This is a genomic window from Flectobacillus longus, assembly GCF_030056705.1.
In the GTDB taxonomy this organism is placed as follows: Bacteria; Bacteroidota; Bacteroidia; order Cytophagales; family Spirosomataceae; genus Flectobacillus; species Flectobacillus longus.
Window position 1 is genome coordinate 302,762 of record NZ_JASHIC010000004.1, and the last position, 13,614, is coordinate 316,375.

A 13,614-nucleotide genomic window follows, 5' to 3' on the forward strand; every position below is an offset into this window, starting at 1 on the left:
TTTCGATTTCGGAAAGAGGTAATAGTTTCAAAATCAGAAATAGCTTGGAAACCTTCGCAATAATAATTGCTACGAAATTATCGCTAGTACAGAACTTATAACGAGGCAATTAAGACCATTTTCTTTTACCGATAATAGGCACAGTAACCTAAAAGTAAAAAGTGTTCGTCATAAAAGCATGAATAGATTTTTGCCTAATGTTTAATGCGTATTAATATAATTTTATTTAGGCAAGGACAACTCCTCACTAAAAAAAATTCCCCAGTCGAACAACTGGGGAATTTTATTCATTACTAACATCAATTTGTTGTAATTATCTAGCACTCAGGTCAATTTTCTAATGATTGAGCATTTTCGAATTTATGATAACTAAATAATCACCGTACTATCTTGGACGACCACCGCCTCCGCTTGGCATACTGCCACCGCCTTGAGACTGACCGCCACCATTACCGCCGCCGTTATTATCGCCACCGCCATCTTTCAAGTCATCATTACTAACTGATTTCTTGCGTTTTGGAGCGTCGAACGACATTTTACCAATACGATAACTGAAGTTAATCTTGAAGTTCATGTTACGCATGGTATTAGTACTATTCTGAGTAATGATAGGTGAGTTAATTTCGCTATGAATTTTGAAGCCATTTGGTGTAAAGAAGTTTTCTGCACCAAAACCAATACTTCCTTTCTTGTCTTTGAAATCTTTCTTCACGCTCAAGCTATAGATACCAAATCCTCCTTGGAAACCTTGTAGCTGTACTTGTGTTGAGCGATAGAAACCAAATGCTTGCAAGCCCCAGTTATTACCCAAATTGTAGCTACCAAAAATACGGTAATTAGCTACCCAACCTGAGTTTGAAGCATTATATAATGGGTTTGGCACATTGTTGGCCAATTTTGCATAATACACATCTCCACCCAAACCAACGGTTAACTTATTTGAGAAGTTGATATTTCCGAACGCGTTCATACCATAAGCATCTTGTTTACCGATGTTTTGGTACGACGTACGAATAGTATCACCAATTACATCACGAACACTTTCGATACTTCCTGTTGTATTACGTACAAAAGTTGACACCGTCAAGAATGTACCTTTGATAGAGGTATTCAAAGTCAATTCGTAGTTGTTTGTGTACTCTGGGCTCAAATTAGGATTACCAGATGAAATATTCAATGGATTTGAAGCATTAACGTTCGGGTTCAAGAACTGAATCGACGGACGTTGAATACGACGGTTGAAACCTAATTTCAAAGTACTTACACTACCCAACTTACGAGAGATATTCAAACTTGGAACCAATACTCCATAAGATGGAATTGACAAAGTTTGGTCTCCACTCTTGAAGTTTGCAGAAATATCAGTGTGCTCATAACGACCACCTACTTTCAAAGTATATAATTTTGATAAAGTAGCTGTATATGATAAGTACGCCGCTGCAATATTTTGAGTATAATTAAATACGTTTGATGCTGTCGATGAGCTTGTAGTTGGTACATAAGCACCTGTTGCTCCCTGAGCAGTGAAATATTGATAATCTGAATTTACTGTTCTGAAAATTCCTTTAGCACCAATTTCAACCAATTGTGTTTTAGTAATTGGCGTTTGGTAATCTGCCTGAACTGTTACTTCTTGGTTATAACTATCGTTATTGTTTTTCAAACGACTTGTTACGCTATTATCAGTCAAGTTCAACAAATTATTCACAAAGTCATTAGTACGGTTGTTACGGCTAAATTGCGTCAACAAACTAAATTCTTGTTGTGGTTTTTTGAACGTATGAGTATAGTCGATATTCGCATCAATCGTTCCTGACAAATCTTTTGTATTAACATCACGAAGAGTTTTTGACATCAATGTTGAAGCAGAATAGCTTTGGCTCAACAGTCCGTCTTGATAGCTATTTTGATTACGAACACCATAACGAACCGATGCCGTGATAGCATTATACTTGTTGATATCCCAATCCCAGCCCAACTGGTAGCTACCAAACAAACCATTGCTACGAGTATCAGCACTCTGAGTGTTCAACGTTTGTTTTCCGTTGTTAGTAGTAAGTTGGCTGTTTTCGAATGTACCATTTACATTATAGTTTGAACGACCAAATCCACCTAACGAGAAGCCCATATTACCTTTACGATAATTTCCATTCAATGAAAGGTTTGCACCACGAATACCTACACTTGAATCCATGTTCAAGGTCAAACCTTGCAAATTGTTTTTCTTTGTAATGATATTGATAATACCTGAAGACCCTTCCGCATCGTATTTTGCTGAAGGAGAAGTGATTACTTCTACCGACTTAATCATATCAGCAGGAATTTGCTTCAAGGCGTCTGCAATACTTGTTGCTACAATGGTCGATGGTTTGTTGTTAATCAATACACGAACATTTGAGCTACCACGCAACGACACATTACCATCTAAGTCAACCGAAAGCATTGGTACTTTACGTAATACGTCTGAAGCATCGCCACCTTTTGAGGTAGCATCACGTTCTGCGTTATACACCAAACGGTCTACTTTGTCTTCGATAACTGCTTTTTGACCTTCTACAGTCACTTCTTGTAAAACCTGATTTGACTGACTCAAACGAATTACACCCAAATCAATTTCGTCATTTTTATTCTGAATTTTTACAGGAATTTTCTTAGACTGATAACCTAAGAAAGACACTGAAAGAACATAATCCCCCACTGCAATTTTATTGATGGTAAATTTACCTTTTTCGTCGGCAACAGTACCGTCAACTGGTTTATTGGTAGTTTTACTCAATAATGCAACACTCGCAAATTCAACTGCCTTTGTAGCTGCCGAATCAATCACAAAGCCAACAATTTTTGCAGACCCTTTTGGCGCAGCTTGTGCTGTTCCAGGTATTGCCTGTTGTTGTGGCTGCTGACGCTGTCCTCCTCCCATTCCCGCACCAGGGAACTGCGCCATAGTATTAAACCCTATAAAACTTAATACTGAAAACAATAAAACTTTTTTCATGATGATATTTTAGAAAGCCCTGAACTTTATGTTCAAATAGATGACAAATTTGTTGATAAGTATTAATTAAGTATAAACAAAAAGTATCAGTGGTTCGATTAAAAGATAAATGGACGTTCGCCCAAATATTGCCTATTGACAGTTTTAGAACACAAAAGTTGCACTGAAAGATGGGACATAAGGTCACTTTTCGACCAAACAAAATAATTCATCGGTGAATAACATTAATCAAAGGACTTGTTTATTCGCTTCATGCAAGGTGTTTATTTTCAGGCTCTACTATCTTAGAATCTTCAAATTTAATACATCTATCTTTCTTTTTTATCAGTTATTATAGGGGTAAGCCTACCAATGTCGAATGATAAATTAAAGGTAAATAAGAAAGCTGATATCAGGTACTTGATGATACATTTATGATTTAAGTGAAGCTTTTTTAGACGTGTTTCCCAAAGATAGGTTGAAAATAAACCCTAAATTCGCCTTGTAATTTTCGCAACATCAATTGAAGAATATTAAAACTAATGCCTTACAACTAACCACCCTTTCATATTATATGGCAATTTTTCACACTCATAGGCTCAGACTTCAAGCATTAAAGCATAATGAATTACTGATTTGGCATCGTCATGGTCGCGAGGCTCTTGAAAAACATTTGGGTCTTATTCCATCGTCTTGGCAAATAGAACCTTTTTTTGAAGCAGAAACCCTCGAAGCGCTCGAACATTTCTGGATTCCGATGGCACAAATATTTCCCTGGGATTTTGCATGGTATTCTAATTGGGAAATTATTCTTGAAGAAGAAAATCGCTCGATTGGTGGCATTGGGTTTTCGGGTTTGCCAGATGATAACGGCACAACAATGGTTGGCTACTTTATAGATATGCCCTATCGTAACAAAGGATATGCCTCAGAGGCGTTGAAAGGGCTTATAGACTGGGCCAAACAAGATACAGCTATCGTACAAATTTTGGCAGATACTCCTGTTGACAATACAAGTTCAGGAAAAGTGTTAGAAAAAAATGGCTTTCAACAATTTGGCGAAATCGAAGAAGTAGAACATATCGAAACAATCTTAGTTAGACACTGGAAGTTGAATATTAGTCGTTAGGGCTGTATGAAGGATTTCCAACTATTGAGGATTTGGGATTTCTGATTTCGGAAATAGAGAAAAACATTTTTGTTTTTACAAAATACAGAAGGTTACGATTCTGAAATACAACATTCGATATAAATGGTTTTATATCCCTTCGTACACGACTAATTAGTCGTTAGTATCATTTTTTCACAATTCTCTTGTAATAATTTTTCAAAAAAAAATCCCTTACTTCGCAATCTAATTCAACCCATCTTTCGTATGTCTGTGTAGATTCAGAGGATTTGGAAATGTGCTTTTCATTTTTTTAAAAAAAATCTAAAAATTTTCAGATATACTGTGACTTCTCTCAGTTTCATACGTTAAATGAGTAGTTTTCATAGTAGAAATAGGTTTTGTGGAATAGTATTTCAAAATCTAATAAGCAAAACTATATTTTGGTGTGTTAGTGATACAATCTTGGCGGGCTCTAGTAGGGTTCGCCAAATTTTTTTATACCCAGTTTATCCTTCAATTTGAGTATTTATCCAAAAATCTTCACAAAAAGTGGCAATAAGCCATTAAAATCAAGGAGTTTTACAAAAATCCTAACGTGAATCTCATATTTAGGAATAACTTTGTAGTTTGAATTCAAGACAATCGCAATGTCGAAGAATCATCTTTCAATCAATTGTTCCATTTAAAACTTGCAACGAACTGCTATCGGATATTTAAAAAATGAGAAACTTCCTTTCAGTTAAAGATGCTGTTGATGTTCAGGCTCTAGTTAAAGAAGCCCTTCTATATAAAAAAACTCCTTATGCTGACAAGCATTTGGGTAAAAACAGGACCATGGGTCTCTTGTTTTTTAACTCAAGTTTACGAACACGCTTAAGTACTCAACGTGCAGCTCAAAACTTAGGTTTGGAACTAATCGTGATGAACGTCGGACAAGATAGCTGGGGGTTGGAGTTTGAAGATGGTGCAATTATGAATGGCAACAAAGCCGAGCACATCAAAGAAGCCGCACCCGTAGTAGGACAATATTGTGATATTGTTGGTATTCGTAGTTTCCCTAGTTTGGTTGACCGTGAAGAAGACTATTCCGAAAACGTCATGAATCAGTTTGTTAAACATACTGGTCGTCCGATTTTGAGCTTAGAATCGGCTACTCGTCACCCATTACAGTCTTTGGCTGACTTGATTACAATCGAGGAACTCAAGACAAAGCCTCGTCCTAAAGTGGTTTTGACATGGGCACCCCACGTAAAAGCGCTTCCTCAAGCAGTACCAAACTCTTTTGCAGAATGGATGAATGCTGCTGATGTGGATTTTGTTATCACACACCCTGAAGGGTACGAACTTGCTCCTGAGTTTGTAGGTAACGCCAAAGTAACTTACAATCAAGAAGAGGCATTCAAAGATGCAGATTTTATTTATGCTAAAAACTGGTCATCTTATTCTCAATATGGTCAAATCCTAAATCAAGACCCATCTTGGATGGTGACAACGGATAAAATGAACTTGACCAACAACGCCAAATTCATGCACTGCTTGCCAGTACGTCGCAACGTGGTAGTCGAAGATGCCGTATTAGATTCGCCCAACTCAGTGGTTGTACAACAAGCTGGTAACCGTGTATGGTCAGCACAAGTTGTAATCAAACAAATGCTTCTGAGTATTATCCGTGAAGAAAGCCCGTACTTGTTTTAATGGTGATTGAGTGCATGAGTGATTGAGTGATAATCATTTTCGCCCACTCCTCCACAACTCCATCAATCTATCATATTTTCAAATGTACAGGTCTCATGGTCTGTACATTTGTTGTTTAATAGCTATGGCATAAAAAACTATAGCAAAATCTCTGTTCAACCAAATCAAAATAATCTTTATGAAACTCACTGTTGTGAAAATTGGGGGTAATGTAATTGATAACCCAACACTATGTAGTCAATTTTTATCTGATTTTGCTCAAATTGCTGGTCATAAAATTTTGGTTCATGGTGGTGGCAAAATCGCTACTCAAATTGCTGAAAAATTAGGAATCGAAACAGTAATGGTGGAAGGTCGACGTATCACAGACCAAGCTATGCTCAATGTCGTAACAATGGTGTATGGTGGTTTGGTAAACAAGAGCCTCGTAGCTCAATTACAAAAATTTGGCACTAATGCCATTGGTTTGACGGGCGCTGATGGTGGCGTTATTCTTTCTAAGAAACGCCCTGTAAAAGAAATAGACTACGGTTTTGTAGGAGACATTGAGCGTGTAGATGCAGGACAAATTGCAGGAATGATTTCGCAAGGATTAACTCCTGTATTCGCCCCGTTGACTTATGACCTCGATGGCAATATGCTCAATACCAATGCTGACACACAAGCACAAGCATTAGCAACGGCCATGTCTCAAGAATTTGAGGTCAACTTGGTGTACTGTTTTGAGAAAAAAGGCGTACTTTCGAATCCTGACGATGACGACTCTGTGATTGCTCAGTTACAACCTGAGGAATATACTGCTTACAAAGCTACTGGCGCTATCAACAAGGGAATGATTCCCAAACTAGATAATGCTTTCAAAGCACTTGACGAAGGAGTTAAACAAGTAACTATATGTCATGCCAAAGAAGTTCTTGCCGCTGTCAGCGAAGGTAACGCTGGGACAAAGCTAACGATATAAATTTTGGTATCACGCCATAGTTTTTTGATAGTCAGCAATTTACACATTCTGATTACTAAGGCTCGATGGCTCAATGCTACATTATTATTCTTCATTTTATTTCTATGAAAAGCAAAGGTCTACTTTTTGGTATTGCCATTGGCGACTCTCTTGGTGTTCCTGTCGAGTTTATGAGTCGTAAACACCTCAAGGCACATCCTGTGGAAGGTATGCGTGCCTACGGGACTCATCACCAGCCAGCAGGTACTTGGTCAGACGATACCTCCCTATCTTTTTGCTTAGCCGAACAACTTATCGAAGGTTTTGACCTAGATGGTCTAGCCAAAAAGTTTTGCGACTGGTACGATAATGGTTACTGGACCGCACATGGTGCTTTTTTTGATGTGGGTATCGCCACACGAAATGCCATAGATAGACTATTAAAAGGTGTTTCACCACATAGCTCAGGAGAGTGCGACGAGTACTCTAACGGAAATGGCTCTTTGATGCGAACATTACCAGTGGTATATTATACGCAAAACAAGTCTATTGAAGAGCGCTGTAGTGTTATCAAAATGGTATCAGGTATTACTCACGGGCACACTCGCACGCTAATAGGTTGTTTTTTTGTTACTGAGTATTTGCTCAATTTGATGAAAGGCAAAGAAAAACATGAAGCCTATAGCATTACTCAAAATACCGTGAGAGATTATCTGTTATCGGTACAAGTAAAACCCGCAGAATTAGAATTATATAGTAGACTTCTTTTTGACGATATTTCTAAAATTGATGAAAGTGAAATTTTTTCTTCTGGCTATATCTTACATACTTTAGAGGCTTCTCTTTGGGCTTTTTTAACAACAGATGACTTCAAATCCGCTGTTTTGAGAGGAGTCAATCTAGGTGATGATACCGATACTATCGGAAGTGTTACTGGAGGAATTGCAGGCTTCTATTATGGTTTTGAGCAAATTCCTAGCGAATGGATTGAACAGTTAGCTAAAAAAGAAGAAATTGGCGATTTGGCTAGTAGATTTTCAGCAAAATTTGGTCAATAAATACAACGTTTTAACATAGTAAGTAATCGTGCAGAATAAGATTTAAGTTATTTGTTTAGGCACTAGGCAACAGGCACAAGGCAAAGAGTGTTAAGATGTTTTTAATAACCACAGCCATGCTTTTTTCCAAAGCCCACCGCCGAAAGCCGTTACCTGACAGCGAAATGCCCAATCATGCAATCTTACTTAACAAGCAAATATTGACAGGCTTGTTATCTCAAAAGTCGGCACATTTTTGAATTCTTTTGTTGGATGTTTGCTTAACAAAAGTGTTCATGATAATTTCGACCCAAAATTTTTATTTTTATCTCAAACGGGCTGATTCCAATGACCCTACAAGAACAATTAACCCAAGATGCTATTGGGTTGTTAAAACAATTGATTGCCACGCAATCATTTAGTCGTGAAGAGGACAAAACAGGCGATATTCTTGAAGAGTTTTTCAGAGAAAGAAATATTCCTTTTAGAAGAAAAATCAATAACCTGTGGGCACGCAATCAGCATTTTAATCCCGAACTTCCTACCGTATTACTCAATTCTCATCACGATACCGTAAAACCTAATCCTAAATGGACACTAGACCCTTTTGAGCCGGTAGTTCAGGAAGGTAAATTATTTGGCTTAGGTAGCAACGATGCAGGTGGATGCTTGGTAAGTCTTTTAGCAACGTTTTGTTATTTCTATCATCGCAGCGACCTCAAATATAATGTCTTATTTGTGGCATCTGCCGAAGAAGAAATTTCGGGCGTAAATGGGTTGGAATTACTTCTTAAGGATAATGATTTGCCTGAAATAGATTTTGCTATCGTAGGCGAACCCACGCAAATGCACTTGGCTATTGCCGAAAAAGGTTTGATGGTTGTAGATTGTATTGCCCACGGAAAAGCTGGACATGCTGCTCGTGAAGAAGGCGATAATGCCATTTATAAAGCCATCAAAGATATTAAATGGATTAAAAACTATCAGTTTCCAAAAGTTTCGCCAGTACTTGGTCCTATCAAAATGTCAGTAACAGTTATCAATGCAGGCAAGCAACATAATGTAGTGCCAGATAGCTGTACTTTTACCATTGACTGTCGTGTAACTGAGCAATATACTTTAGAGGAAATATTAGAAACAATTCGTCAAAATATTGAATCAGAGGCTATTCCTCGTTCTATTCGATTGAAGCCTTCGTCGATTCCAATGGAGCATCCAATTGTTCTAGCTGGGTTAGCATTAGGTCGTGAAACCTACGGTTCGCCAACTACTTCAGACCAAGCGGTTTTATCATGTCAATCACTAAAACTAGGTCCTGGACATTCTGAACGCTCACACACAGCCGATGAATTTATCTACCTTTCTGAAATAGAAGAAGGTATTGATTTGTACATCAAAATGTTGAAACAAACTATTGTAGCAAATATTTAATGAGTGATTGAGTGAATGGTGATTGAGTGATTGTGAATAGAGTTTTTTTCAATTTAAAAATCACTAAATCACTCAATCACCAATTCACTCAACACTAAACTCCAACACTTAAAACTCAAGATTCAAAATGAGTAAGCTTTGGCAAAAAGATAATACTTCTGTTAACGAGAAAATAGAAAAATTTACCGTAGGTCGCGACCCTGAGTTTGACCTATTATTAGCCGAGTTCGATGTATTGGGCTCATTGGCGCATACTCGTATGCTCGAAAGTATCGGCTTACTCGAAGCCAACGAATTGGCTCAGGTACAATCTGAATTGAAAAATATTTATCAAGGTATCCAAAACGGTGAATTTGTTATCGAAGAGGGTATCGAGGATGTTCACTCGCAAGTAGAATTGATGCTTACACGTCAATTGGGTGAAGCTGGGAAAAAAATCCACTCTGGTCGCTCACGTAACGACCAAGTTTTGGTAGACGTAAAGCTTTTTACAAGAGCACGTTTACAAGAATTGGCAGAATCAACTTTTCGCCTATTTGACTTATTAACTGAACTTAGTGAACGCTTCAAAAGTGTTTTGTTGCCAGGCTATACACACTTACAAATTGCGATGCCATCATCGTTTGGTTTGTGGTTCGGTGCTTATGCCGAAGGTTTGGTTGATGACATGGAAATGTTGCAAACAGCCTATCAATTAGCCAACAAAAACCCACTTGGTTCGGGTGCTGGATATGGGTCTTCTTTTCCCCTGAATCGTACCATGACAACGCAGTTGTTAGGTTTTAACCATTTGCATTACAACGTAGTATATGCTCAAATGTCAAGAGGAAAAACTGAACTATTTGCGGTAACTGCTATTGCTCAAATTGCCTCAACGCTATCTCGTTTGGCAATGGATATTTGTTTGTACAATTCTCAGAATTTTGGTTTTATCAAACTTCCTGACGAAATGACAACAGGTAGCTCAATTATGCCTCATAAGAAAAACCCTGATGTGGCAGAATTGCTTCGTGGAAAAACTAATAGGCTGAAAGGATTACCTAATGATATTATGCTCGTAATGAGTAACTTGCCTTCTGGATACCACCGTGAAATGCAGATTTTGAAAGAAGTATTAATGCCTGCTTTCGACGAAATTTTGAGTTGCTTAGATATGACTCATTTTATGCTTTCAGGTATTCAAGTTAAAGAAGGTATCTTGGACGATTCAAAGTATGATTTATTGTTTTCAGTAGAAAGAGTCAACGAATTGGTATTACAAGGTGTACCTTTTAGAGAAGCTTACAAAATTATCGGAAACGAAATCAACTCAGGAGAATACCACCCAAATCGTAATTTACAACATTCACACGAAGGAAGTATTGGTAACCTCTGTACAGCAGAAATTACAGCAATGATGGAAGAAGTAAAACAGAAATTTGGCTTTGAAAAAGTAGAAAAAGCCATAGCTGATTTGCTTGCTTAAGTTATTTAGTGATTTGTGATTGAGTGATTATTTTAAAGAAGTTAATAGTTAACAGTATATCAGTTATTGATATATACTACCAAAGTGAGTCAGAGATATATTATTAATTTAATACTTCCTTTTACTTACATTTCTATTGTTAATATACTTATTAAAATAATCACTCATTCGCTCAATCACAAATCACTAAATAAGTTTTCTTTGCTGTATCAAAAAGAAAACTAAACCTGCGAGATATAGCAACCACGCTACTAGGGCAACTTTTGTACCCATACTCACATAAGGCGCTTCATATTGAAGTACTACCTGATGGTTTCCTGCTGACAATGGGATGCCTATAAAACCAAAACTTACTTGTTCGATTTTCTGCTCTTTTCCATCTACCAAAGCTTTCCAACCAATATCAAACGGAATACTCCAATACAATAATTGTGGCGTTTGCAACTTGATGTTTCCTTCGATATGGTTATCCGAAAATTTAGTCATTATAAAAGGAGTTGCTTTTCTGGCAGCAATGGCATCGTTATACTCTACACCATTCAATGTGCTCGTTGTATCTGCTTGTTGATAGAGTGACAAGCCTAATTCTTTTCCTTTTTCTTGACTCAAAACACAGGCGTGCAATAATACTTTTTGTCTAGCAAATGGCGAAAGTTGTTCAAATGTCTTTTCATCTGCAAATTGGTTATAAGTATATGCCAAAGGCAAGGCATTATTGTTTTTTAATATCTTCACCTCTCCCACCGTATCAATTGGGGTAAAACCCTGTGGACGCAAATCCATGGTTGGGTTTTTAATCAGGACATATTTCACAGCATTTACACTTTCGAGTAAGGTATTTCCTCCTAGACCATTTACCCATCGTGTACTAAATTCGTCCCCTTTTTTGACTAAGCCCATACCTAACAAAAAGCGGACATAATTAACTTGGTTGAACGAAGAATAACACGAAGTCCCATAGTAATCTTGTAGTTTGGCATCATTGAGCCCAGCAAAAATCGCAGGACTTGAAGCATAATCTTTATCGATTCGATAAAAGCTTGTATCCGATTTTTTGAGGCGAGCTACTGCTTCGTTGGTGGCATCTTCAAATAATGAGCTTTTGTCTTTGTACTCCGAAACAGATGCTGTACTGCGACGATTGAGTGCGGGATTATCCAAAAATAGTATCTCTCCAATAACCAATACAAGGGCTCCAATTTGAGCAATATTTTTTAACGAAGAACGACTCAATAAATACAAAATACCAGCCTGTAAAATCACAAAAAAGCTCACCAAAGTGCGTAAACGGCTATTGATATTTTCTTTCGGAATTTCATAAGGTGCATACAATACAAAAAGTAGAACAAACAAAGTAGCTCCTAAAACTACAAGGTTGATTTCTGACTTTTGTACAATTTGAGAAATTCCTTGATATGCCAAAAACAATAAGAATATTACGATAAAAAAGCCTACTGTTCGATAATAATCGCCCGAAAACAACCAGAAAGCATATCGAAAATAGGGAAAAGTCAGTATCAGAAAACAAGCGAAGGTGATAGCACCATAAATAATTGTCTGTCGGCGATTGGCCAAGGCAAATGCCTGCGGTGCAGCCACCAACGTTAAGATGCCACAGTATAAAACAGGTGCCTCCATATAGTTTTGCCATCCTCGATAATCTGAACCTGTTCCTAAAAGGTCATTTGAGAAAAAGCGTAGGAAAGCCGAAGCTGTCTGTACACCATCCGACATATCGAATGGTGAAGCCGCTGAAAGGGTATCAAAGTAAGATACGCCTCCAGCCACACGTGGACTTTCGATAATTTGATAAATATTACTTGGTAAAATAAAACCAGCCAAAGCCAAACCCAAAATACCGAATCCTATCAAACTGAGCAGTTGCCACAACAGTTGAGATACAGGCTTTGAAGCATCTTCAAAATGACGCACCAAAGCATATATCAAAATCAATACTCCGTACAAGTACAAATAAAAAGGCTGATGAATAGCAATCAGGGCGATACTCGACGGGAAAAAATACCATTTACTTTTCCCTATCCATTGTTCCAGGGCAAAAAGTAAGAACGCAGCTTGATATACTTCGGTAGGATATTTGTTTAAATCCCACGTACTACAAACAATCAAATAGCCACAAAAAGCATAGCTCAAAGCCCCTATTATTGAGGCAAACTTATGTAAATGAAGGCTTTGTAAAAAGGCATAAAAGAACGTAGCTGCTAAAAAAATCTCTATCACTACCACCAATACTAAACTACCAGCAATGTTTTCTTTTCCAAATAAAAACAAGACACTGGTTGCAATTGGGTCTAGCCAAAATGGATTGATATTTTGCCCCATTCCTGCCTTAAATGACCATGCAGGAACACCCTCCGCCTTAATATAATCGGCATAATGCATCAAGTTGGTGTAAATGATATTGATAGAATCGGCACCGAGATCGAGAAAAAGGAAATACTTTTTGTGAAAAAGATAGTCTTTAAACAAGAGAACCGAAATCAGAAGCACACAGCCCCATAATAAGCCAAACCCTTGCAAGTCAGAAATTTTATCAAAAATTGAAATGACTTCAGACCTAATTTTAGGGGCTTCTTTAGGCTCGGAGACGGGTTGAATTTTGGTTTTAGAAGTTTTAGGTTTTGCCATCAGCGGATTGAAAATAAATGAGTTGGAATTGAAATATTGGTTACAGCATAGTGTGAAAAGTATTACTCATAAACCAGAAATACTTGCGCCAAATTTATGCCAAAGTAAGAATAATTGACCCTTTTTTCAGTATTTTGCGTTGTAGAGTTAGCTTGAGGCGAAATAGGAAGAGAATTAGAATTTAGTAGGTAGGAAATTAAATAGCCTCAAAATCGTTTTTATAGTACATCTTAAAAACAGATGTTTCAATCAATCTGTAAGCATTGTACCCAAAGCATCCTAATACATCAAAGAAATTGCCCATACAAAAATGAA

The 13,614-nt window shown here is 37.4% G+C and carries 8 protein-coding genes; 6 read left to right on the forward strand and 2 right to left on the reverse strand.

What is annotated here, in order from left to right:
* Positions 1 to 385 precede the first annotated feature (385 nt).
* Entirely contained in the window at positions 386 to 2,995 is a 2,610-nt protein-coding gene (locus QM491_RS04120) for a TonB-dependent receptor (protein WP_283325968.1), read from the reverse strand.
* A 553-nt stretch (positions 2,996 to 3,548) separates the two neighbouring features.
* On the opposite strand from QM491_RS04120, the gene QM491_RS04125 reads away from it, so the two are divergent.
* The 6 genes from QM491_RS04125 to argH all read left to right on the forward strand — a co-directional run bounded on the left by QM491_RS04125 (position 3,549) and on the right by argH (position 10,653).
* Complete coding sequence (locus QM491_RS04125) at positions 3,549 to 4,103, forward strand: GNAT family N-acetyltransferase (RefSeq protein ID WP_283325969.1); 555 nt, start codon at positions 3,549 to 3,551, stop codon at positions 4,101 to 4,103.
* A gap of 702 nt (positions 4,104 to 4,805) precedes the next feature.
* Entirely contained in the window at positions 4,806 to 5,780 is a 975-nt protein-coding gene (locus tag QM491_RS04130; RefSeq protein ID WP_283325970.1) for an N-acetylornithine carbamoyltransferase, read from the forward strand.
* A 178-nt stretch (positions 5,781 to 5,958) separates the two neighbouring features.
* The gene (argB, locus tag QM491_RS04135) at positions 5,959 to 6,741 is read left to right on the forward strand and encodes an acetylglutamate kinase (RefSeq protein WP_283325971.1); all 783 of its coding nucleotides are present in this window, start codon (positions 5,959 to 5,961) and stop codon (positions 6,739 to 6,741) included.
* A gap of 104 nt (positions 6,742 to 6,845) precedes the next feature.
* Complete coding sequence (locus QM491_RS04140) at positions 6,846 to 7,778, forward strand: ADP-ribosylglycohydrolase family protein (RefSeq protein ID WP_283325972.1); 933 nt, start codon at positions 6,846 to 6,848, stop codon at positions 7,776 to 7,778.
* Between the two features lie 327 nt (positions 7,779 to 8,105).
* A complete protein-coding gene (locus QM491_RS04145; protein WP_283325973.1) occupies positions 8,106 to 9,188 on the forward strand; it encodes a M20 family metallo-hydrolase in 1,083 nt (360 codons plus the stop codon).
* A 127-nt stretch (positions 9,189 to 9,315) separates the two neighbouring features.
* Complete coding sequence (argH, locus tag QM491_RS04150) at positions 9,316 to 10,653, forward strand: argininosuccinate lyase (RefSeq protein WP_283325974.1); 1,338 nt, start codon at positions 9,316 to 9,318, stop codon at positions 10,651 to 10,653.
* A gap of 186 nt (positions 10,654 to 10,839) precedes the next feature.
* Here argH and QM491_RS04155 read toward each other — a convergent pair whose 3' ends face one another.
* Complete coding sequence (locus tag QM491_RS04155) at positions 10,840 to 13,299, reverse strand: YfhO family protein (protein WP_283325975.1); 2,460 nt, start codon at positions 13,297 to 13,299, stop codon at positions 10,840 to 10,842.
* Positions 13,300 to 13,614: the final 315 nt, after the last annotated feature.

Excerpts from the sequence above, each read along its gene's own strand:
- QM491_RS04145 (WP_283325973.1), top strand. The coding sequence starts at position 8,106 with ATGACCCTACAAGAACAATTAACCCAAGATGCTATTGGGTTGTTAAAA.
- QM491_RS04140 (WP_283325972.1), top strand. The coding sequence starts at position 6,846 with ATGAAAAGCAAAGGTCTACTTTTTGGTATTGCCATTGGCGACTCTCTT.
- QM491_RS04155 (WP_283325975.1), bottom strand. The coding sequence starts at position 13,299 with ATGGCAAAACCTAAAACTTCTAAAACCAAAATTCAACCCGTCTCCGAG.
- QM491_RS04120 (WP_283325968.1), bottom strand. The coding sequence starts at position 2,995 with ATGAAAAAAGTTTTATTGTTTTCAGTATTAAGTTTTATAGGGTTTAAT.
- argH (WP_283325974.1), top strand. The coding sequence starts at position 9,316 with ATGAGTAAGCTTTGGCAAAAAGATAATACTTCTGTTAACGAGAAAATA.
- QM491_RS04125 (WP_283325969.1), top strand. The coding sequence starts at position 3,549 with ATGGCAATTTTTCACACTCATAGGCTCAGACTTCAAGCATTAAAGCAT.
- QM491_RS04130 (WP_283325970.1), top strand. The coding sequence starts at position 4,806 with ATGAGAAACTTCCTTTCAGTTAAAGATGCTGTTGATGTTCAGGCTCTA.
- argB (WP_283325971.1), top strand. The coding sequence starts at position 5,959 with ATGAAACTCACTGTTGTGAAAATTGGGGGTAATGTAATTGATAACCCA.